The organism is Mesorhizobium sp. M0664, from assembly GCF_040320565.1.
Taxonomy (GTDB): domain Bacteria; phylum Pseudomonadota; class Alphaproteobacteria; order Rhizobiales; family Rhizobiaceae; genus Mesorhizobium.
In genome coordinates this window covers 16779-39897 of sequence record NZ_JAMYPW010000015.1, presented here as the reverse complement: position 1 = coordinate 39897, position 23119 = coordinate 16779, and the positions used below count along the sequence as shown (strand labels likewise).

General features: G+C 62.5%; 15 protein-coding genes and 1 tRNA gene. 11 read left to right on the top strand and 5 right to left on the bottom strand.

Features of this window, described 5'->3' with window-relative positions; all coding sequences use genetic code 11:
* The first annotated feature begins 28 nt into the window (after positions 1–28).
* From glgC to bglA, 5 genes are read left to right on the top strand one after another with little or no spacing between them, the layout of a single operon-like run.
* The gene (gene glgC / locus NKI39_RS16045; RefSeq protein ID WP_352490794.1) at positions 29–1294 is read left to right on the top strand and encodes a glucose-1-phosphate adenylyltransferase; all 1266 of its coding nucleotides are present in this window, start codon (positions 29–31) and stop codon (positions 1292–1294) included.
* A 3-nt stretch (positions 1295–1297) separates the two neighbouring features.
* A complete protein-coding gene (gene glgA, locus NKI39_RS16040) occupies positions 1298–2743 on the top strand; it encodes a glycogen synthase GlgA (RefSeq protein WP_352832930.1) in 1446 nt (481 codons plus the stop codon).
* A 3-nt stretch (positions 2744–2746) separates the two neighbouring features.
* On the top strand, positions 2747–4375 hold the full coding sequence (locus NKI39_RS16035) for an alpha-D-glucose phosphate-specific phosphoglucomutase (protein WP_352470957.1): 1629 nt from the start codon (positions 2747–2749) through the stop codon (positions 4373–4375).
* Complete coding sequence (gene glgX / locus NKI39_RS16030) at positions 4375–6408, top strand: glycogen debranching protein GlgX (RefSeq protein WP_352832927.1); 2034 nt, start codon at positions 4375–4377, stop codon at positions 6406–6408. Before NKI39_RS16035 ends, glgX begins: the two co-directional genes overlap by 1 nt.
* Complete coding sequence (gene bglA / locus NKI39_RS16025) at positions 6398–8026, top strand: beta-galactosidase BglA (RefSeq protein WP_352832924.1); 1629 nt, start codon at positions 6398–6400, stop codon at positions 8024–8026. Before glgX ends, bglA begins: the two co-directional genes overlap by 11 nt.
* 16 nt (positions 8027–8042) lie before the next feature.
* Here the strand turns inward: bglA and NKI39_RS16020 are convergent, their stop codons facing one another.
* Both NKI39_RS16020 and NKI39_RS16015 read right to left on the bottom strand, forming a co-directional pair.
* The gene (locus NKI39_RS16020) at positions 8043–9827 is read right to left on the bottom strand and encodes a pilus assembly protein TadG-related protein (RefSeq protein WP_352832921.1); all 1785 of its coding nucleotides are present in this window, start codon (positions 9825–9827) and stop codon (positions 8043–8045) included.
* Between the two features lies 1 nt (position 9828).
* Positions 9829–10308, bottom strand: a complete 480-nt coding sequence (locus NKI39_RS16015) for a TadE family protein (protein WP_084641571.1) — start codon at positions 10306–10308, stop codon at positions 9829–9831.
* Positions 10309–10689: 381 nt separating this feature from the next.
* On the opposite strand from NKI39_RS16015, the gene NKI39_RS16010 reads away from it, so the two are divergent.
* The 4 genes from NKI39_RS16010 to NKI39_RS15995 all read left to right on the top strand — a co-directional run bounded on the left by NKI39_RS16010 (position 10690) and on the right by NKI39_RS15995 (position 16104).
* On the top strand, positions 10690–12282 hold the full coding sequence (locus tag NKI39_RS16010) for a peptide ABC transporter substrate-binding protein (protein WP_352771877.1): 1593 nt from the start codon (positions 10690–10692) through the stop codon (positions 12280–12282).
* 166 nt (positions 12283–12448) lie between these two features.
* Positions 12449–13372, top strand: a complete 924-nt coding sequence (locus NKI39_RS16005) for an ABC transporter permease subunit (protein WP_352770573.1) — start codon at positions 12449–12451, stop codon at positions 13370–13372.
* Positions 13365–14483: an ABC transporter permease gene (locus NKI39_RS16000; protein ID WP_352832919.1), complete on the top strand. Its 1119-nt coding sequence runs from the start codon at positions 13365–13367 to the stop codon at positions 14481–14483. The genes NKI39_RS16005 and NKI39_RS16000 overlap by 8 nt, the downstream gene beginning before the upstream one ends.
* Position 14484: 1 nt before the next feature.
* Positions 14485–16104: an ABC transporter ATP-binding protein gene (locus NKI39_RS15995; protein WP_352832917.1), complete on the top strand. Its 1620-nt coding sequence runs from the start codon at positions 14485–14487 to the stop codon at positions 16102–16104.
* Here the strand turns inward: NKI39_RS15995 and NKI39_RS15990 are convergent.
* Together NKI39_RS15990 and NKI39_RS15985 are read right to left on the bottom strand one after the other, a co-directional pair.
* Complete coding sequence (locus NKI39_RS15990) at positions 16079–17104, bottom strand: site-specific integrase (protein WP_352832914.1); 1026 nt, start codon at positions 17102–17104, stop codon at positions 16079–16081. The genes NKI39_RS15995 and NKI39_RS15990 overlap by 26 nt on opposite strands.
* Positions 17105–17605: 501 nt before the next feature.
* A tRNA-Pro gene (locus NKI39_RS15985) sits at positions 17606–17682 on the bottom strand.
* Between the two features lie 205 nt (positions 17683–17887).
* Here NKI39_RS15985 and NKI39_RS15980 point away from each other — a divergent pair.
* On the top strand, positions 17888–19402 hold the full coding sequence (locus NKI39_RS15980) for a phosphomannomutase/phosphoglucomutase (RefSeq protein WP_502898576.1): 1515 nt from the start codon (positions 17888–17890) through the stop codon (positions 19400–19402).
* Between the two features lie 17 nt (positions 19403–19419).
* The gene (locus NKI39_RS15975) at positions 19420–21690 is read left to right on the top strand and encodes an AGE family epimerase/isomerase (protein ID WP_352832908.1); all 2271 of its coding nucleotides are present in this window, start codon (positions 19420–19422) and stop codon (positions 21688–21690) included.
* On the opposite strand, the gene betB is transcribed toward NKI39_RS15975, so the two are convergent.
* Positions 21654–23117: a betaine-aldehyde dehydrogenase gene (betB, locus tag NKI39_RS15970; RefSeq protein ID WP_352832906.1), complete on the bottom strand. Its 1464-nt coding sequence runs from the start codon at positions 23115–23117 to the stop codon at positions 21654–21656. The two genes, NKI39_RS15975 and betB, sit on opposite strands and share 37 nt — an antisense overlap.
* Positions 23118–23119: the final 2 nt, after the last annotated feature.

The window sequence follows — 23119 nt, the reverse complement described above, 5'->3', positions numbered from 1 at the left end:
CTGGAGCATCTAACCTGGGAGGATAGGAATGGCTGAAATAAAACGAACACAGCCGCTGGCACGCGACGCCATGGCTTATGTGCTGGCAGGCGGCCGTGGCAGCCGGCTCAAGGAACTGACCGACCGCCGCGCCAAGCCGGCGGTCTATTTTGGCGGCAAGACCCGCATCATCGATTTCGCGCTCTCCAATGCGCTCAATTCCGGTATCCGCCGCCTCGGCGTCGCCACCCAGTACAAGGCGCATTCGCTGATCCGCCATCTGCAGCGCGGCTGGAACTTCCTGCGGCCCGAGCGCAACGAGAGTTTCGACATCCTGCCTGCCAGCCAGCGTGTATCGGAAACGCAATGGTATGAGGGCACGGCCGACGCCGTTTACCAGAACATCGACATCATCGAGGCCTACGGGCCGGAATACATGGTCATCCTGGCCGGCGACCACATCTACAAGATGGACTACGAAATGATGCTGCGCCAGCATGTCGAGGCCGGCGCCGACGTCACCGTCGGCTGCCTCGAAGTGCCACGCATGGAAGCCACCGGCTTCGGCGTCATGCATGTCGATCCCAAGGACACCATCATCTCCTTCATCGAAAAGCCCGCCGATCCGCCGGGCATTCCCGACAAACCGGATTTCGCGCTGGCCTCGATGGGCATCTATGTGTTCAAGACCAAATTCCTGATGGAGCAATTGCGTCGCGATGCGGCGGAGCCCGGCTCGAGCCGCGACTTCGGCAAGGACATCATCCCCTACATCGTCGAGCACGGAAAGGCGATCGCCCATCGTTTTGCCAAATCCTGCGTGCGCTCGACCGCCGAGAACGAGGCCTATTGGCGCGACGTCGGCACGGTCGACGCCTATTGGGAGGCCAATATCGACCTGACCGACATCACGCCGGAACTCGACCTTTACGACCGCGATTGGCCGATCTGGACCTATGCCGAGTTGAAGCCGCCGGCAAAATTCGTGCATGACGAGGATGGCCGCCGCGGGTCGGCCGTGTCGTCTCTCGTGTCGGGCGATTGCATCGTTTCGGGCGCTTCGCTGAAGCGAAGCCTGATCTTCACCGGCGCGCGCATCAATTCCTATTCGACGCTGGAGGAGGTCGTCATGCTGCCGGACGTCCATGTCGGCCGCAACGCCAGGCTGAAGCGCGTGGTCATCGATCACGGCGTCAGGATCCCGGAGGGTCTGGTGGTCGGCGAGGATCCCGTCCTCGACGCCAAGCGTTTCCGCGTTTCGGAAAAAGGCATCTGCCTCGTCACGCAGGACATGATCAACAGGCTGGGATCGTAGTGCATGCAGGTTCTGTCGGTGGCGCCCGAGATCTTTCCGCTGGTCAAGACGGGCGGGCTCGCCGACGTGACCGGCGCCTTGCCCGTGGCATTGGCCGGCAAGGGCGTCACCATGCGCACGCTCGTCCCCGGCTATCCTCAGGTGATGGGCGCCTTCAGGAAAAAGAAGCCGGTTCAGCAATATCCATTGCTGCAGGGCGGCAAGGCTTCGGTGTATGCCGCCCAGATCGCCGGGCTCGACCTGTTCGTGCTTGACGCGCCGCATCTTTTCGACCGTCCCGGCGGCCCATACGGCAACGCGACAGGCGCCGACTGGCCGGACAATTGGCGGCGGTTCGCGGCCTTGAGCCAGGTAGGCGGTGATATTGCCGGCGGCGCGATCTCGGGCTACCTGCCCGATATCGTCCATGCCCATGACTGGCAGTCGGCAATGACGCTTGCCTACATGCGCTACGGCAAGGCGGTCGGCACGCCGTCGATGATCACCGTGCACAACCTAGCCTTCCAAGGCCAGTTCGGCGCCGGCATCTTTGGCGAGCTTGGCCTGCCGGCGGCGGCGATGGCGCTCGACGGCGTCGAATATTACGGCGGCGTCGGCTTCCTCAAGGCCGGCCTGCAGGCGGCGTGGGCGATCACCACGGTCAGCCCGACCTATGCGCAGGAAATCCGCTTGCCCGAATTCGGCATGGGCCTCGACGGCCTGATCAACATGCGCTCCGTCGATCTCCATGGCATCGTCAACGGCATCGATACCGAGATCTGGAACCCGGAAACCGACAAGCATCTGGTCTCCAACTACACCGCAAAGACGCTCAAGGCGCGAATGCCCAACAAGGCCGCGGTCGAGGACCGTTTCAGCCTCGATCGCGATGACAGCCCGATCGTCTGCGTCGTCAGCCGGCTGACCTGGCAAAAGGGCATGGACATACTGGCTGCGGCCATCGACGGCATCGTCGCGGCAGGTGCACGGCTGGCGATCCTCGGCTCCGGCGACGCTGGGCTGGAAGGCGCGTTGCTTGCCGCCGCAGCCCGCCATCGCGGCCGCATCGGCGTCGTCGTCGGCTATGACGAGGGACTCTCCCACACCATGCAGGGCGGCTGCGACGCAATCATTATCCCATCGCGCTTCGAACCTTGCGGGCTGACACAGCTTTACGGCCTGCGCTATGGCTGCGTGCCGGTCGTCGCGCGCACCGGCGGCCTTGCCGACACGATCATCGATGCCAACGAAGCCGCCATCTCTGCCGGCGTGGCGACCGGTTTCCAGTTTGCGCCCGCCAATGCCGGCGCCTTGCTGCACGCCGTCCGCCGCCTTGTCGAGGCGCGTGCCAATCCCGCAGTGTGGACGTCGATGCAGCGGCAAGGCATGAAGGCCGACGTTTCGTGGGACAAAAGCGCCGAAAAATATGTCCAACTCTATCGCTTGCTGCTTTCGAAAAGGGCTGCCTGACTGATGATCCGCACCGTCGCCACCAAACCCTATCCCGACCAGAAGCCCGGCACGTCCGGGCTGCGTAAAAAGGTCCCGGTGTTCCAGCAGGAGCACTATGCCGAGAACTTCATCCAGTCGATCTTCGACGCGCTGGACGGGTTCGAGGGCAAAACCCTGGTGATCGGCGGCGACGGCCGCTTCTATAACCGCGAGGTCATCCAGAAGGCCATCGCCATGGCCGCGGCAAACGGCTTCGGCAAGGTGATGGTCGGGCAGGGCGGCATCTTGTCGACGCCGGCCGCTTCGCATGTCATCCGCAAATACGAGACCTTTGGCGGCATCATCCTGTCGGCCAGCCACAATCCGGGTGGCCCGCATGAGGATTTCGGCATCAAGTACAATGCCGGCAATGGCGGCCCGGCGCCGGAAAAGCTGACCGACGCGATCTTCGAAAAAACCAAGGCGATTTCAAGCTTCAAGATCGCCGATATCGGGCAGGTCGACATCGACACGATCGGCACGGTCAAGACGGGGGACATGACCGTCGAAATCATCGATCCTGTCGCCGACTATGCCGAACTGATGGAAAGCCTGTTCGATTTCGACGCATTGCGGGCGCTGTTCAGGTCGGGCTTCCGCATGCGCTTCGACGCCATGCATGCGGTGACCGGCCCCTACGCCAAGGAGATCCTCGAAAACCGGCTCGGCGCGCCCAACGGCACCGCCCGCAATTTCATTCCGCTGCCGGATTTCGGCGGCCATCATCCCGATCCCAATCTGGTGCACGCAAAACACCTCTACGACGAGATGATGGGGCCGGATGCGCCAGACTTTGGCGCCGCCTCGGATGGCGACGGCGACCGCAACCTGATTATCGGCAAGGGAATTTTCATCACCCCGTCGGATTCGGTGGCGATGCTCGCCGCCAACGCCCATCTGGCGCCGGGCTACAAGGCGGGGCTGAAAGGCATCGCCCGCTCGATGCCGACCAGCGGTGCTGCCGACCGGGTCGCCGAAAAGCTCGGCATCGGCATCTACGAGACGCCGACCGGCTGGAAATTTTTCGGCAATCTGCTCGATGCCGGCATGGCAACGATCTGTGGCGAGGAGAGTGCGGGGACCGGCTCCAACCATGTCCGCGAAAAGGATGGCCTGTGGGCTGTGCTTTTATGGCTCAACATCCTTGCCGTTCGCGGCGAAAGCGCCAAGCAGATTGTCACCCAGCATTGGACGGCCTATGGCCGTAACTATTATTCGCGCCACGACTACGAGGAGGTCGAGACCGATCGTGCCAACGCGCTTGTCGGCGAGTTGCGCGCCAAGCTCGGCTCGCTGCCTGGCACCCGCGTGCGCGGCATGACGATCGCCAGCGCTGATGATTTCGCCTATCACGATCCGGTCGACGGCTCGGTCAGCAAGAACCAGGGCATCAGGGTGTTGTTCGAAGGCGGCTCACGCGTCGTCTTCCGCCTGTCCGGCACCGGCACCTCGGGCGCGACGCTGCGGCTTTATGTCGAGCGCTACGAGCCGGACAAGAACCGCCACGATCTCGACACCCAGGAGGCGCTTGCCGATCTGATCGCGGCGGCCGACGACATTGCCGGGATTCGCAGCCATACCGGCCGCGCCAAGCCGAGCGTCATCACCTGATGTCGTCGGGACTATCCGCCGGCTATCGTCCGCGATTTGGCGGGCTTGCCGGGGAGGGCGGTATCCGCTTCGCCGCATGGTCCTCGTCGGCTCGGCGCATCTGGGTTTCGATTTTCGACGAACACGGCAACCGCGAAGTCGACCGGCTGGAACTCCAGTCGGAAGACGAGGGCGTCCATGCACTTTTTGTTGCCGGTCTCGCCGCCGGGACCCGATACGGGTTCCGCGCCGATGGCGACTACGCGCCGGAACACGGTCTCTGGTTCGATCCCGACAAGCTGCTGGCCGATCCCTATGCCGTCGAGATCGACAGGCCCTATGCCTATGACGGCCGGCTCGCCGCGCGCCGAGGCGAGGGGGCCGACACTGCGCCGCTGATGCCGAAAGCCATCGCCGGCGCCTTGCCGGAACCCTTGCCCGCCTTGCCGCCGCTGTTTCGGCCCGGCGGCCTTATCTACGAAGTGCCGGTACGCGCCTTCACAAAGCTGCATCCCGACATTCCCGAGAAGCAACGCGGCACCATTGCAGCGCTCGCTCACCCCCTCGTTGTCGAGCATCTGCAAAAACTCGGCGTGGCAGCCATTGAGTTGATGCCGGTGACTGCATCGATCGACGAACGGCATTTACCGCCGCTCGGTCTGCGCAACGCCTGGGGTTATAATCCCGTGACCTTCATGGCGCTCGATCCGCGACTGGCGCCCGGCGGTCTGGCCGAGTTGCGCGGAACGGTCGCCGCGCTGCGCGAGGCCGGCATCGGCACCATTCTCGACCTGGTGTTCAACCACACCGGCGAAAGCGACCGGCTCGGCCCGACATTGTCGCTGCGCGGGCTCGACAGCCGCGCCTATTATCGGCACGAGCCGGACGGCGCTCTGGTCAATGACACCGGAACCGGCAATACGCTCGCCTGCGAGCATCCGGTCGTCCGGGAAATGGTCCTCCACACGCTTCGCCACTTTGTCCAGCGCGCCGGTGTCGACGGATTCCGCTTCGACCTGGCGCCGATCCTCGGCCGCGTCGACGGCGTTTTCGACGCCGATGCGCCGCTGCTGAACGCCATTCGCAACGACCCTGTTCTTGGCGACCGGGTGCTGATCGCCGAGCCTTGGGATATCGGACCGGATGGCTATCAGCTCGGCAATTTTCCGCCGCCCTTCCTCGAATGGAACGACAAATACCGCGACGATATCCGCCGCTTCTGGCGCGGCGACGGCGGCATGATCGGTGCCCTGGCGACGCGGCTTGCCGGTTCGTCCGACGTCTTTGCCAAAGCAGGCCAGACAACGAGCCGCAGCATCAACTTCATCGCCGCGCATGACGGCATGACGCTGGCCGATATCGTCGCTTATGGGCACAAGCACAACGAGGCCAATGGCGAACTGAACCGCGATGGTCACGACGACAACCTGTCCTGGAACGATGGCGTCGAGGGCGAGACCAGCGACCAGTCAATCGTTACGGCCCGTTTCGATGACCAGCGCGCGCTGCTGGCGACGCTCTTTGCCTCGCGCGGCACGATCATGCTGACGGCCGGCGACGAGTTCGGCCGCACGCAGCGCGGCAACAACAACGCCTACGCGCAGGACAATGACATCACCTGGCTCGACTGGGCCGGGCGCGACCTGGCGCTCGAGCATCATACGGCTCTGCTCGCCAGGATGCGTCGCGCCGTGCCGGCGCTCTTGGACACAGCATTCCTGACCGGAGAACAGCCTGCGGGTTCGGAAATCCCAGACGTAGCCTGGCTGACGGAAACCGGCGTGCCGTTCGAAGAGGCAGCCTGGGACGATGCCAGGCGGCACCGGCTGGTCATGGTTCTCGGTAGCGGTGAGAACAGTCGCCTTGCGGTGGTCATCAATGGCGACCGCCGGGCCTGCATGTTCACGCTGCCGGAACGGGCGGGTTTTCATTGGCGCCCAGCTATCGAACCGGATAGTAGCGATATCTCGCGGCCGGTGCCTGGGCGAACAGTCCTGTTCATGATCGAAAGCAGGCCCGCGCGGGCGGGCGCAGGGGAGAGCCATGATGGCTGACAATGCCGAATGGTGGCGCGGCTGCGTCATCTACCAGATCTACCCGCGCTCCTTCCAGGACACGACAGGCGACGGCAGCGGCGATCTCAGCGGCATCACCTCGAGGCTGGCCCATGTCGCATCGCTCGGTGCCGACGCCGTTTGGCTGTCGCCTTTTTTCAAGTCGCCAATGGCCGATATGGGTTACGACGTTTCGGATTACTGCGCCGTCGATCCGATGTTCGGCACATTAGAGGATTTCGACGCACTGATTGCGGAGGCGCACCGGCTCGGCCTGAAGGTGATCATCGATCAGGTCTTGTCGCATTCGTCGGATCGGCACGAATGGTTCGTCGAAAGTCGCACGAGCCACGACAACCCCAAGGCCGACTGGTACGTCTGGGCCGATGCGAAGCCCGACGGCACCGCCCCCAACAACTGGCTGTCGCTTTTCGGCGGCCCGGCCTGGGAATGGGACGCAACGCGCAGGCAATATTACCTGCACAATTTCCTCGCCTCGCAGCCGGACCTGAATTTCCACAACCCGCAGGTGCAGGACGCCTTGCTGGAAACGGTGCGGTTCTGGCTGGAGCGCGGCGTCGACGGTTTCCGGATGGATACGGTCAACTATTACGTCCACGACCGCTGGCTGCGCAGCAACCCGCCTTTGGCGGAAAGCGTCGCCGGCACCAATACGGCAACCAGCCCCTATCTCTATCAGGAGCATCTGTTCGACAAGAGCCAGCCGGAAAACCTTGCTTTCCTCAGGCGCTTCCGGGCCTTGCTTGACGAATATGAAGGCCGCGCCGCTGTCGGCGAGATTGGCGACGAAACGCGTTCCTTGCAGACACTCGCCGCCTATACCGGCGGTGGCGACAAGCTCCAAATGTCCTACACCTTCGACCTGCTCGGCCCGCAATTCTCGGCGTCTCATGTGCGTGGCTGTGTCGATGCCTTCGAGAGTAAGGTGTTCGACGGCTGGGTTTGCTGGGCGTTCTCCAACCACGATGTCGTGCGCCATGTCAGTCGATGGACAAGGCCGGGCGGCGATCCGGACAGGGTGGCGAAATTCTCGATCGTGCTGCTTTCCTGCCTGCGCGGATCGATCTGCCTCTACCAGGGCGAAGAACTCGGGCTGGAGGAGGTCGAACTGGCGTTCGAGGATTTGCGTGATCCTTTCGGCATCCGCTTCTGGCCGGGGATCAAGGGGCGGGATGGGTGCCGAACGCCGATGGTCTGGGAGGCTGGCGCCGACAATGCCGGCTTTTCGACGGGCAAGCCGTGGCTTCCGGTCCCGGCAAGCCATCGCGACCGGGCGGTCGACGTCCAGGACGGCGAGCAAACCTCCGTCCTGGCGAGCTACCGGGCGATGCTGGCCTTGCGCAAGCAGCATCCGGCGCTGGTTCGAGGCTCGATCCGGTTCCTCGATGCCGAAGGCGACGTCCTGGCTTTCATTCGCGAAGGCGGTGACGAAAAGCTGCTCTGTGTCTTCAATTTCGCCGACGAGCCGGCCGGCTGGCAATTGCCAACGGATCTGGAAGCGATAGAGCCGAGAGATCTTGGCGGTGCTGCCGGCGTCTTGCAGGAAAGAACTCTGTCGCTGCCGCCGCTGGGCTGCTTCCTCGGCCGGATTGGCTGAGCTCTATTTCATCATCTCATTGAACAAGCACGGAGCGCCCGCAAGTCGCGCCGACAACCCGCACATCGGCCTCGCCGACATGCACGCCGACAGCTGCAAGCACGTTATAGACCAGTTCGTCGACCGGCGCCGTCACGCCGTTCAGAACCGTTACCACCGCCGGCTTAACCGTTCCGAGCAGGGCCGTCACGTCCAGCCCGAGGCCCAGTGCATTGACCGAGAGCGAGAGGCCGCTGACCAGCGATGTCGTGAGTGATTGCGTCAGGTTTTTTGTGGCGACAGTTTTTATCGTCTTGTTGGCGATATCGGTGCTGTCGAACGTCAATGTGGTCGGATCGTTGTTGGTGATGGCAAGTGATGACGAACCCTTCACATCAAGCAGATTGAGGGTAAGCAGCAGAAGCTTCACGCTTACCTGGGCAATCGTGGCATCGGAGAACGATTGCGGATTGCTGAAATCGGCGAAGGCCGATGGGTTGTTGTCGGCGTCGCTGGCGGCAAGGTGCAGCGAGGCCACGCCAGGCTGCGCGGCGATCGAGACCTTGATGCTATCCGGCCGGCCGGTCGGGCAGCTGATGTCGGTTAGCTTGGCTTCCGCATAGGCGACTTCGACATGCAGAGGCAGGTTGACGGACAGCAGGCTGATGCCGCCGCCGAGATTGGAATTGCCGATGCCCACTGTGGTGACCAGCTTGATGCGCGTCTGCGCGGTGCGCACCACGGTGCCTTTTTCCCCGACGGCCAGCCAGGGTGAGTATTGCATCGGTTCACCGATGGCGATGGCGAGCGTGGTGGAGGTAAGTCCCGGAATAGTGGCGCCGAGATCGACCTGGACCTGGTTTGAGCCATTGGCCAGCGAGGCGGCGGCACCCAGCATGCCCATCGCGCTTGCGTCGACGGAAAAGCCGGGAGACTTTTGTCCGAGGCCGAGCCTGCCGATCGAGCCAAGATCGATAAGATGACTGAGGGGTATCTTGACCGTGTTGGTGGCCCTCGACGCGATCGTCTGCAGCACAAGTTTGCTGGCGCTGCCCGACCCGGACGCATTGGCCATGGCGGTCGCGATCTGGCCTACCGTCGCTTTTGACGCCAGCACGTCGGAATAGCTGACACCTGTCAGTTGCAACTGTACGGCAAGGGCATCGACGAACGAAAGCACGTTTACATCGGCCGAGATCAGCGCGTTGTAGTCCATGACGCTGAGCGAAATGTTGGCGCCCAGCAACTTGCTGAGAAGCGCGTTGAGGATGCCGCCATTGACGCTGAGGAGCCTGGACCCGACCGAGAACATCGCTTGCGGGGTCACGCTGGCAATGGCTTCGGTGCCGACAACCGGAGTAGGGATGAGCGAACTGGCAAAATACCGGGCGGGGATTTTTCGCAGAGTGACGCGAACGGCGTTGTAAGGCGTTTTGCCGGCTTCGAAGCGCTTGTCGACACCAACGGAGGACGCCGCTGAGTATCGGCCGCCGGTGACCGACACGACGGTTTTGCCAACCGTGGGAACGATTGTCTGACCTGCCTTTTGAACAATGATGCCGGGCATTCGGTTGTCACTGAGCGTGGTTACCGCCGCGGCTTCCAAATTGTTGATGTTCGACGCCGCGGTGATCGCCGCCAGATCGGTCATCGCCTGGGCTTCCCTGCGCTCCGTGTAGATCGAACCTTCGTCGACAGCAAAGGCAGCCAGCCCCAGCGCGAATGGCGCTGTCAGCGCCGTCATGACGGCAAAGTTCGCCTTCTTGTCGCCAACCATCGAGCGAGCGATCCGCCCGATGCTCCTCAGCAAGAACTGCGACATTTCAAATGCCTCCAATCCTGATGGTAGATCTGCGCGACATCGTGGTTTGCGGCATCGCAAGGCTTGGTAATAGGTTCCAGATCGGCAGGTTGCTGGCATCGTACTGGATCGACACGACGAACTGATTTCCGTCGGCCGTGCTGTCCGTCGCCTGATAGGTCAGCTTGCCGGAATCGACAAACGGGTATCCACTGGCATTGTTTTTGACGAAACTCGCCACCAGCGCCTGGCGCTCGGTTTGATTCAATCCGGCAATTGCGGTGCGGGCGGCATCGGCGGCGATTTGCTGCAAGGAGTTGCTTGCACCAAAATAGATACCATATGCAACCATTCCGAGCAAAAGAAGGATAAAGATTGGGGAAAGCAGGGCGAACTCGACCGCGGAAGTTCCGGACTCTTCTCCAATTTTGCGTAGATTCGTCCGTATGTGGCGCAGTATTTTACGCTTCAATGCGACAGTATTACTGTCTATCTTGTTCATTGCCCTTGCCCGTTGGAACCCAAGGTCGATGTGCCGATTCCATCGAAATTTGTAACCCTTGGTTGCCTAAGAACCAATTAATACATTCCGGTAAACTGAAAAGATCGGCCAGATTATTTCCCAGATCGGCGTTCTGGCCAGGAAACCCAGTCAAACTCATGGTTTCGACCATTGATTGGCCGCCCGCAAAACGACTGCCCCGGCCCCCTTACTTTGGGTGACCCCGAGAGTCTGTTGAAATAAAAAATCTCCACGTTACTGTTTGGCCACCAGCTGCCGGAAAGGGAACCGGCTGCGCGCTCGAAAGGAACCAGCCAATCGGTTTCGGGGCGTCAACACTTAGAGACGTGGCCGAAGGGCGACGTCGTTAGGGAGAATTCCATGCTGAAACATGTGCTGAAGGCGACGGTACTCGCCACGACCATGGTCTTGGCTGCCGGTACGTTCTACACGCCGGCTTTCGCCGAGACCGTCTACAACCGCGGAGCCGCCGCCGAAGCGGAGACGCTCGATCCGCACAAGACCTCGACGGTCTACGAAGCCGATATCATACGCGACCTGTTCCAGGGCCTCGTCATGCATGACCAGAAGACGAATCTCATTCCGGGCGCCGCTGAAAGCTGGACGGTGTCCGACGACGGCACTGTCTACACCTTCAAGCTGCGCAAGGACGGCCTCTGGTCGGATGGCAGCCCGGTGACGGCGGACGACTTCGTTTATTCGTTCCGTCGGCTGGAAGATCCGGCCACCGCTGCGGAATACGCTTCCATGCTCTATCCAGTGAAGGGTGCCGAGGAAGTCAACACCAAGAAGGGCAAGCCGGAGGATATGGGCGTCAAGGCGATTGACGCAAATACCCTCGAAGTCACGCTCAAGGCGCCAACGCCTTACTTCCTGGAGATGCTGACCCATCAGGCGACCTATCCGGTTAACAAGGCGTCTATCGAAAAGCTTGGCGCCGACTGGATCAAGGCAGGCAAGCTGGTCTCGAACGGGGCCTTTACAGCGGCAGAGTGGATTCCCAACGACCATCTGAAGCTGGTCAAGAATCCGAAATTCTGGGACGCCGCCAGCGTCAAGTTGGACGTGGTCAACTACATCCCGACCGAGGATCGCTCGTCCGCGATGAAGCGCTTCGAGGCCGGCGAATTCGACAGTTACGGTGACCTGCCGACCGAACAGCTCGCCGATCTCAAGACCAAATTCGGCGACCAGGTCCGTGTCGGGCCATATCTCGGCATCTACTATTACGCGATCAAGACCGACAAGGCGCCTTGGGACAACGTCGAACTGCGCAACGCTATCTCGATGGCGATCGATCGCGACTTCCTCGCTGAAAAAGTCTGGCAGAATTCGATGCTGCCCGGCTATTCGATGGTCCCTCCGGGTATCCAGGGCTACACGCCGGCACTGGCCAAATACGCCGACATGCCGCAGATCGACCGCGAGGACGCTGCCAAGAAGATCCTCGAGAAACTCGGCTATACACCCGAGCATCCGTTGAAGATGCAGATCCGCTACAACACCTCGGAAAACCACAAGAACACCGCTGTCGCCATCCAGGAACAGTTGAAGCCGCTTGGCGTCGAGGTCACGCTGCTCAACACCGACACCAAGACCCACTACTCCTTCCTCGAGCAGAAGGGCGACTACGATGTGGCGCGTGCCGCCTGGATCGCCGATTACAAGGACCCGGAAACCTTCCTCGGCATATCTCGCAAGGCCAGCGGCAACAATTATTCGAGCTATAACAGCCCGAAATTCGAGGCGGCCATGGACAAGGCTGCCGCCGCCGGCGGCAAGCCCGACCAGCGCATGAAGGAACTCGCCGAGGCCGAGCGCATCCTCGTCGACGACGTCGGCGAGATCCCGCTTCTCTACTACAGCTACCACGACATCGTTTCCTCGAAGCTGCACGGCTTCGACGACAATGTGATGGACATCCATCCGTCCCGCTTCATCAGCAAGGACTGATCCCTTAGCCAGGCCGCCGCGCGACTCAATGCGCGGCGGCGCCGGTTTGCCATCGCATCGGCCCGGGAACCGGATTCGATTTTCGACAATGTCGGTGCGAAGATTTGAAGGCTAGAGCGCAATCGTCCAGCCGGACGCGCGCTGCTCTGGATCAAGCGGGGCATCGATGCTGCGATTCGTTTTCCGGCGGCTCCTGACCGCCATCCCGACGCTGTTCGTCATCGTGACTATAGCGTTCTTCCTGATACGCGTCGCGCCGGGCGGCCCGTTCAACCAGGAGCGGGGCCTGAGCCCCGAGATCAGGGCCAATCTCGAAGCCCAGTTCGGGCTCAACGACCCGCTCTGGCTGCAGTACCTCCATTATTTAGGCAATCTTCTGCGCGGCAATTTCGGCCCCAGCTACAACATGCCGGATTTCACCGTCGGCGAGCTGTTCAGGGAAGGCCTGCCGATCTCGATCCAACTCGGCGCTTCGGCGCTCGTTCTGGCGCTGCTCCTCGGCAGCGTGCTCGGCACTGTTGCCGCGCTCAACCAGAACAAGCTTGCCGACTATTCGGTGATCGCGCTGGCGACCGCCGGCAGCACCATACCGACCTTTGTCATCGCCCCGGTAATCCAGCTTGTATTCGGATTGACCTGGAAGCTGCTGCCGATCGGTGGCTGGGGCGACGGAGCCCTCATCAACAAGGTCGGCCCGGTGCTGACGCTCGCTCTGCCGCAGATCGCCATTGTTGCCCGCCTGATGCGCGGCTCGATGATCGAATCGCTGCACTCGCATCACATCCGCACCGCGCGCGCTCTCGGCCTGTCCGACTGGTCAGTCGTCGTCAAGCATGCACTGCGCGGCGCCATCCTGCCGATCGTCTCCTTCACCGGTCCGGCAGCCGCAGCCCTTCTCACCGGCTCGGTCATCGTCGAGACCATCTTCTCTATCCCGGGCATCGGCCGCCATTTTGTCGTTGCTGCACTCAACCGCGACTACACGCTGGTGATGGGGACGGTGGTGGTCATCGCGCTCTTCACCATTGTCTTCAACCTGATCGTCGACGTCCTCTATGGGGTCGTCGATCCGAGGGTGCGCTATGACTGATATCGCAGTTGCCGCACCGGTCGTCGGCCGGTCCCTGTGGGGTGACGCCTGGGCGCGCCTCAAGGCCAATCGCGCGGCCATGTTCAGCCTCTATTATCTTGCCTTCATCGCCGTCATCAGCGTGTTTGGGCCCTCTTTCGTGCCGCACCAATACACCACCATCTATGCCGACTATGTCCGTACGCCGCCGAGCTTCTCCGCCTATCCGAAGGCCGACATGATCGAAGGCGCTCTCGATGAGGCGATCAGGCGTATGCGCGTCGACATCAAGGAGTGGCGGCAAGAGGGCAGCCGTGTGTTCGTTACCGTCAAATCGTCCAAGCCGATCGACGACCGCAACATTCGCTACCTTGATCGTTCCGATACCTTTGATGACACAAAGATCGAGAGCAAATCGCCAGACGGTCTCGAAATGGTGATGAGTGCCTCGATCAAGCAGCAATATTTCCTTTTCGGCACCGACAATACCGGCCGCGATCTCCTGTCCAGAACGCTGATGGCCGGGCGCATATCGCTGGCCATCGGCCTGCTTGCCGGCATTGTGGCCGTGGTCATCGGCGTGCTCTACGGCGCCACCGCCGGCCTTGCCGGCGGCAGGGTCGACGAGGTGATGATGCGTGTCGTCGACGTGCTTTATTCTTTGCCGTTCATCTTCTTCGTCATCATGCTGGTGGTGTTCTTCGGCAGGAATTTCGTGCTGATGTTCCTGGCGGTCGGCGCGGTGCTGTGGCTCGACATGGCGCGCATCGTGCGCGGACAAGCGCTGTCGATCCGCCGGCAGGAATATGTCCAGGCGGCGGAGGCGCTGGGCGTCGGCCAGCGCGGCATTCTGCTGCGCCATGTGATCCCCAATTTGCTCGGGCCGGTGGTGATCTACATGACGCTGCTGGTGCCGCAGGTCATTATCCTGGAGAGTTTTTTGTCGTTCCTCGGGCTCGGCGTCCAGGAGCCGATGACCAGCTGGGGCGTGCTGATCTCGGTTGGCGCCCAGAACATCGGCTCGGCCAACTGGCTGCTTCTGTTCCCGGCCTTCTTTCTCGTCTCCACGCTGTTCGCGCTGAATTTCGTCGGCGACGGGCTGCGCGACGCGCTCGACCCGAAGGATCGTTGAGATGGCTGCTTCCGATACCATTCTCAGCGTCAAGGACCTTCGAGTCCGCTTCCGCACCCTCGACGGTGTGGTGGAGGCGGTGAAGGGCATCAATATCCACGTCAAATCAGGCGAAACCGTCGCCGTCGTCGGCGAATCCGGTTCCGGCAAGAGCCAGACGATGATGGCGGCGATGAGCCTGCTCGCCTCGAACGGCGAAGCCAGCGGCACAGTCGATTATCGCGGCCGCAATCTTTTGACCTTGAGCAAACCCGAGCTCAACAAGATCCGCGGCCGCAAGATCAGCATGATCTTCCAGGACCCGATGACTTCGCTAGACCCGCTCTATTCGATCGGCAACCAGCTGATCGAGCCGATCCGCAAGCATCGCGGACTTGGCGCCGCCGCGGCGCGCGAGGAGGCGCTCAAGCTGCTGCGGCTGGTCCATATTCCCGATCCGGAGCGGCGGATGAAATCCTATCCGCACGAGTTGTCGGGCGGTCAGCGCCAGCGCGTCATGATCGCCATGGCGCTGGCCAACGACCCCGACATACTGATCGCCGACGAGCCGACGACCGCGCTCGACGTCACCATCCAGGCGCAGATCCTCATGCTGCTCGCCGAATTGCAGCGCAAGCTCGGCATGGCGATCGTCTTCATCACCCACGATCTCGGCATCGTCCGGCGCTTTGCCGATCGGGTCTATGTGATGCGCTATGGCGAGGTGGTCGAGGAGGGCGAGGCGGAAGCGATCTTCGCCAACCCGCAGCACGGCTACACCAAGATGCTACTTGCCGCCGAGCCGACCGGCACCAAGGCGCCGCCGCCTCCGAATGCCCCTGTCCTGCTTGAAGGCAGGAACGTCGAGGTGACCTTCAAGATCGGCGGCGGATTTCTTGGCGGCGAGCCGCTGCTGCTGCGCGCCGTCGATCACATTTCGATACGGCTGAAGCGCAACCAGACGATCGGCATCGTCGGCGAATCCGGCTCGGGAAAATCGACGCTCGGCCGCGCCTTGCTGCGGCTCCTGCCCAGCGACGGTATCATCCGGCTTGGTGACCGCGACATTTCCCACGCCGACCGCCAGGCGATGCGGCCGCTGCGGCGCGAATTGCAGCTGGTTTTCCAGGATCCGTTCGGCTCGCTGTCGCCACGCATGACCGTCGGCCAGATCATCACCGAGGGGCTCCTGGTCCATGAGCCCAATCTGTCGGGCAGGCAGCGCGATCTCCGCGCGGTCGATGCCTTGCTCGAAGTCGGGCTCGACCCGAACACGCGCAACCGCTATCCGCATGAATTCTCCGGCGGTCAGCGGCAGCGCATCGCCATTGCGCGCGCCATGATACTCAAGCCTAAAGTGGTGGTGCTGGACGAGCCGACCTCGGCGCTGGACCGCTCCGTGCAGAAGCAGATCGTCGAATTGCTGCGCAAGCTGCAGGCCGACCACGAACTGTCCTATCTGTTCATCAGCCACGATCTCGCCGTCGTGCGCGCCATGGCCGACTACATCATCGTCATGAAACAGGGCAAGATCGTCGAGGAGGGGCCGGCCGAGGCGATCTTCAGCAATCCGCAGGCAACCTACACACAGACACTGATGGCCGCGGCCATCGATGTCACGCGATTTCGCCTGAGCGCATAGCCTTGCTGGCGATCCGCCACATGTCGACGTCGCACAGCACAGGCCACATGGCGCGGGTATAGCGAAGCACATTCGGGGTGACATCGTCGCCGAGCCCGGCTTCCACGCGGCAGGTGCGGAACGCCTTCTCGATGCGCTTTGTCGGTTCGCCCAGGCTGTCATGGACGACCGGCCCGCAGTCGCAATCGATACGCTTCCAGCGGCGCATATGGGCGATCAGCCGTGACGGCAGTCGCGTCGGCGGACGCCATTTCTTGCTTTTTTTCGCGTGCTGATCTTTGCAATAGAGCACGCCGCGGCCTAGGTCCGGCCAAGCTTCTGCGGCCTCGCCATCCCAATTGAGTTGCAGGATTGAACGATGTCGGCAGCCAGTGTAGAGCCCCACAATGATAAAGCGGCAGAGATGAGCGTACTGACCGTGCTTCCGGCGCAGCCGCAATGCCGCGCGCAGCAGTCCCGCTGCTTCCTCGCGCGTCAGCCAGCGCTCGCGCGCTGCTGGTTTGTCTGGCAAGGTGACGGACGGCTTCGGATCGAGACCGTATTCCTTGGCCCAAAAGTTGATCGCCGAGCGGAGGTCCTCAAGATCGCGACGCGGGCCTGATGTAAAGTCCTTGTCTCGCCACGCCGGGAGTAACCCACGGCGGGTCTCCATCGCCGCAGCGTTGAGCTTGGCGATTCGCTCACGCTCTACCCGATTGCGCTCGCGCGAACGGTGCTCGACATAGGCGCGGCAGCGATTTCCATTGATGTTGGCGACCGGCTCGGTGCCGAAGAATTCGTTCAGAAAACGCATCCTGGCGAGAAATTCCTTGCGACCGGCAATCTTGGCCTGGCGTGCTTCGGTATAGGCGGCGAGGATGTCACCGACAGTCAGGCGGCGGGCATCGGCCCTGGAGATCGGGGGCTGATATTTGCCGGCGGCGGCAGGCCCGAGTTGAGGGCGCAGCATACCTGAAGCGCTAGACACCGCTCCCGTGCGGGCATGATGATGGGTCGTCACGATGGTCCCCTTTTTTGCTCCGAAGTTGTTCGTCCTGCGGACGGGGATCATTAGAAGAGGCAACAAGACCGGCTTTGCAACAAGCAAAATGGGCGATAGTGCCGTGAGATGCAAAGACTTGCGAAAGGCGGCGCAGAATCTCGCCGGCTTGGCTTTCCCGCCGGATGACGAGTCTTGGTGCATTCCCGGAGGGCGGCTGACAGCCGCATCAAAATGGTGGCTCGGGCTATCCCATGTTCCGGTTGCAACCGAGGTGTAAATCTCACGCCGGCCTTCACGGGACGATTTGGCATTTCGAAGCGGGGGAGGTTTCCGATGCCTTGGAAATCTCGCTTTTTTCGGTGACGAACATGCGTTAGCAATAGCCGCGATCCGATGCCACTGCGGGCACCGCGTAGCCTCTCCTCGGCCAAACCTCTTTTTGTCGAATGTACAGGCGCAACTTGGAAGAGCCCCTACGAGCCCTGAGCCATTGCCTCCCGGGTTGGACAATGTTTTTTCTGGTCGGAGTGGCAGGATTTGAACCTGCGACCCCATCGTCCCGAACGATGTGCGCTACCAGGCTGCGCTACACTCCGTGACCAGACCGCGGGCTTATAGCCGCCGAGTTTGGTTACTGCAAGCGCCAATGGCAGCGCTTCTGTCGCATTTCTTTCGCTTTCGCCGCCACGTCATACAGGTTTCAGTTTCCTGTCGCACAAACACGGCTTAAAGGGCATCTGGGTAACCGTCCACTTGCCTCGAAGCACCTGATTCAGCCGCCTGGAGTTTGCAGCCTTGTCGATGAAGATCGTTAGCGATGCCAGACCAAACACATTCGAGTTCGAAACCTCGGCGCTCGTCATGCCGTCCGGGTTTCGCGAATATGATGCGCGCTGGTGGTTCGGCCATCCCGGCTCGAACGAAACGCCGGAACTCAATCTAATCGGCGTCCAGGCGCTCGGCATGGGGCTCGGCACGCTGATCCGTCGCCTGGGTGCCGGACCCGACATCGTCACCGGTCACGATTTCCGCTCCTATTCGCTTGCCATCAAGCTGGCGCTGGTTTCCGGGCTGATGGCGGCCGGCGCACGGGTCAAGGATGTCGGGCTTGCCCTGTCGCCGATGGCTTATTTCGCCCAGTTCGCGCTCGACACGCCGTCCGTTGCCATGGTCACTGCCTCACACAACGAGAATGGCTGGACCGGCGTCAAGATGGGCGCGGCGCGTCCGCTGACCTTCGGTCCGGAGGAGATGAGCGCGCTGAAGGCGATCGTGCTGTCAGGCGATTTCGACCTTGTCGGTGGTGGCTCCTACGCCTTCGTTGCGGATTTCCGCAAAACCTACCTTGACGATCTGACCGCGGGAAAGCGTATCTCCAGGAAGCTCAAGGTGGTGGCCGCCTGCGGCAACGGCACCGCCGGGGCTTTCGCTCCCGAGGCACTGGAAAGGATCGGCTGCGAGGTCATCCCGCTCGACGTCGAGCTCGATCATACGTTTCCCAATTACAATCCCAACCCCGAAGACATGCAGATGCTGCACGCCATTCGCGACAAGGTGCTGGAAACGGGCGCCGATGTCGGGCTAGGCTTCGACGGCGACGGCGATCGCTGCGGCGTGGTCGACAATGAAGGAAACGAGATCTTCGCCGACAAGGTCGGCGTCATGCTGGCGCGCGACATTTCGCACCTCTGTCCCGGCTCGACTTTCGTCGTCGACGTCAAGTCGACCGGATTGTTCATGACTGACAAGGTGTTGCGGGAAAATGGCGCGGTCACCGACTATTGGAAAACCGGTCACTCCTATATCAAGCGGCGCGTGGCCGAACTCGGCGCTGTCGCCGGTTTTGAGAAATCGGGCCACTTCTTCTTCAATCCTCCGATCGGCCGCGGCTATGACGATGGCCTGGTCACGGCCATCGCCATCTGCCAGATGCTGGATCGCAGCCCGCAAAGCAGCATGGCTGACCTCTATCGCGATCTGCCGCTGACCTTTGGCACGCCGACCATGTCGCCACACTGCGCCGACGAGCTCAAATACGGCGTCGTCGAGCGCGTCGTAGGCGACTTTCGCAAGATGAAGGAAGAGGGCACGGTCTTCGCCGGCCAGAAGATCGCCGAACTGATCACCGTCAACGGTGTCAGGGTCGTGGCGGAGGATGGTACATGGGGGTTGGTGCGGGCATCATCGAACAAGCCGGAGCTTGTGGTGGTGGTGGAGAGCCCGGTATCGTCCGAGCGGCGCCGGCAGATGTTCGAAGCCGTCGATGCGGTGCTGCGCCGCAGCCCCGAAGTCGGCGCCTACAATCAGACTTTTTGAACGCGGGGCTTGTTTTCATGACCGAACGGATCGTCAGTTTTGTGATGAGCGGCGGCGTCGGCTCGCGGCTGTGGCCGTTGTCGCGCGAGGACAATCCCAAGCAGTTCCATGACTTCTCGGGCGACGGCTCAATGCTGGCCAAGACGCTGCGGCGGCTGACCGCGCGGCCGGAAGGCGAAACGCCGGTTTTCCTGATTGCCTCGGAAAGGCACGCCGACCGCGTTCATGCCGACATTGCCGGTCACGAGCTTTCCGGCGGCGGCCCGCTGTTCGAGCCGACCGGACGCAACACCGCGGCGGCCGTCGCTTTGGCAAGCCTGCGCACGCTGTCGGAATTCGGCGACAGCCTGGTGCTGGTGGTGCCGTCCGATCATGAGATCGCGACGCCACAGCAATTCTGGCGGAGCATCGAGGCCGGCACGGCGGCCGCGCGCCAAGGCAGGCTGGTTGTGTTCGGCATCAAGCCCGCCCAACCCGAGACCGGTTACGGCTACATCGAGGTGGCCGGCGAGCGCGATGGCATCTGCGATGTCTCGCGTTTCGTCGAAAAACCCGATCTCGCCACGGCGCAGAGCTATCTCAAGGCTGGCAACTTCTACTGGAACACCGGCATCTTTCTGTTTCGCGCAAGTGCCATGCGCGACGCGTTCATGGCCTTCCAGCCCGACATCTGGAGCGCCACAGAGGCTGCCTACCAGGCTGCGACATCGGATCTTTCCGGCCTCTACATGCCTCTGGATCTCTATGCCGCCATCCCATCGACATCGATCGACTATGCGATCATGGAGCGCGCCAGCGGCATCGCCATGGTGCCGGCCGGCTTTCGCTGGAACGATCTCGGCTCCTGGCAATCGCTGCTCGACGTCGGCCCCTCCGACACGCAGGGCAATGTCATCGTCGGCGATGTCGTCGCCATCGATTGCGAGAACTCCTATATCCGCAGCGACGGCCGCCTGCTGTCGGCCATAGGCCTGAAGGACGTCGCCATCGTGTCGACCGCCGACGCCACTTTCGTTGCTCCGGTCAGTCACAGCCAGAACGTCAAGAAGATCGTCGAGCAGCTCGAAAAAAGCGGCCGCCTTGAGACCAGGTTCACGCCCGCCGACGACCGCGTCATCGAAAGCGGCGCCTGGCAGCGCCGCGTGCACCATTGGCTGTTCGAGGAGACGGTGCCCTTATGGTCGACGGTCGGCGTCGATGAGCGCCACGGCGGGTTCCACGAGGCGCTCGGCTTCGATGCCGCCCCTCTGATGAAACCCAAGCGCATGCGCACGCAGGCCAGGCAGATCTACGCCTTCGCCGTCGCCAAGGCGCGCGGCTGGAACGGCCCGGCCGATCGGCTGATCAGCCACGGCCTCGAATTCATGGCCAGGCACGGACGTACCGACAATGGCGGCTGGGTACGCACGCTCAACGTCGACGGCACCGTCGCCGACGCCGCCGAGGATGCCTATGACCATTCCTGCGTGCTCCTGGCGCTGGCGCATGCCCATATGTGCGGCAATCCCGATGCGTTGCGGCTTGGCCAGGAGACCTTTGCGTTCATCGACGCGCATCTCGAGGACGAACGCCTGACCGGCTTCCGCGAGACCTCGAGCGGCGAGGGCGAGCGCCGCTCCAACCCGCACATGCATCTGCTCGAGGCATTCCTGGCCTGGCATCAGGCGACCGGCGAGCGCGCCCATCTTCGTCGCGCCGCGCGCATCGTCGATCTGTTTCGCAGCCATTTCTTCGACCCGGAAAGCTGGACGCTGGGTGAGTATTTCGACCATGAATGGCGGCCGACCCCTGGTGAGAAGGGCACGTGGACCGAACCCGGCCATCATTTCGAATGGGCCTCGCTGCTGGTCGACTTCGCCGGCCGCAGCGGCCAGAGCGGCTTGACCGGCCTTGCGCGGAAGCTCTACGCGTCGGCGATCGCCAATGGCCTGAACCGCGCCACGGGCCTCGCCTACGGCGCCGTCTCGCGGCAAGGCCTGCCGCTCGACCGCGTCTCGCGCAGCTGGCCGCAGGCCGAAGCGATCAAGGCGGCGATCGCGCTGGACGGTTCGGGCGGTCCCGACCTGAAGCCGGAGATCGAAGCACGGGTCGGCCGGCTGTTCCGCTGGCACATCAATCCGGCGCCGCTCGGCCTGTGGATCGACCGCATCGACGAGCGTGGCCGCTCCTTGGCGAGCGAGGTGCCGGCCAGCATCTTCTATCATCTCGTCTGCGCGCTGACGCAGTATCTGGACGGCACGGCGCCCAAGGATCAGTACGGGCTGGCGACATCCCCGGTCTCGACATAGACCGACTTCAGCTGCGAATAGAGCGCCAGTGCCGCGAGCGAATTCTCGCGGCCGATGCCGGATTGCTTGAAGCCGCCGAAGGGGATTTCGACCGGCGTCAGATTGTAGGCGTTGATCCAGCAGGTGCCGGCCTGCAGTTCGGCGATGACACGATGGGCGCGCGCCAGGTCTCGCGTGAACACGCCTGCGGCGAGGCCGAATTCGGTGTCGTTGGCGCGCTCGATCACCTCGTCCTCGCTGTCAAACTTCAGCACGCTCATAACCGGCCCGAAAATCTCCTCGCGGGCGATGCGCATCGTGTCGGTGACACCGGTGAACACCGTCGGCTCGACGAAGAAGCCATCCTGGAAACCCTGCAGCGAAGGCACATTGCCGCCGCAGGCGAGCACCGCGCCATCCTGCTTGCCGGCCTCTATGTATGAGACGACCTTGTCGTGCTGCGCCTTCGAGACCAGCGGCCCCATCTGCGTGTCCGGATCGAGCGGATCGCCGATGCGGATTTTCTTCGTCCGTTCGGTCAGCCTCTCGACGAAACGGTCATGGATGCCGCTCTGCACGAAGACCCGCGTGCCGTTGGAGCAGATCTGGCCGGTCGAATAGAAATTGCCGAGCATCGCGCCGCCGATGGCATTTTCGAGGTCGGCGTCTTCGAAGACGATCAGCGGCGACTTGCCGCCGAGCTCCATCGTTGCGTGCTTCATCTTTGAGCCGGCGAGCGACAGCACTTTGCGGCCGGTTGGCACCGAGCCGGTCACCGAGACCTTGGCGACGACATCGTGGCCGACAAGGCCGGCGCCGACATCGCCAAAACCCTGGACCACGTTGAACAGCCCGTCGGGCAGCCCGGCCTCGGTGTAGATTTCGGCGAGCGCCAGCGCTGATAGCGGCGTGTTTTCCGATGGTTTGAAAACCATCGCATTGCCCATTGCGAGGGCGGGTGCGGATTTCCAGCCGGCGATCTGGATCGGATAGTTCCAGGCGCCAATGCCGACGCAAACGCCGAGCGCCTCGCGCCTGGTATAGGCAAAGGGTCCGCCGAGATCCACGGCCTCGCCATTAAAGGCGGCGACGGCGCCGCCGAAATATTCCAGGCAGTCGGCCGCCGACGGGGCGTCCGCAACCAGCGTCTCCTGGATCGGTTTACCAGTGTCCAGCGTCTCGATGCGCGCCAGATCGGCATTGCGCGCGCGCAAAATGTCGGCGGCGCGGCGCAGGATGCGGCCGCGTTCGACCGCCTTCAGCCGCGCCCAGGCCGGTTGTGCTGCACGCGCGGCCTCGATCGCGAGCTCCAGCACGTTCGGCGTCGCCGAGCGCAGCATGGCGATGGTCTCGCCGGTTGCCGGATAGATAACCGGCAGCGCTGCGCCGCGCTCGTCGTCGATATAGCGGCCGTTGACATAATGCGATGCCGTTGGCTGGGCGCGCATGA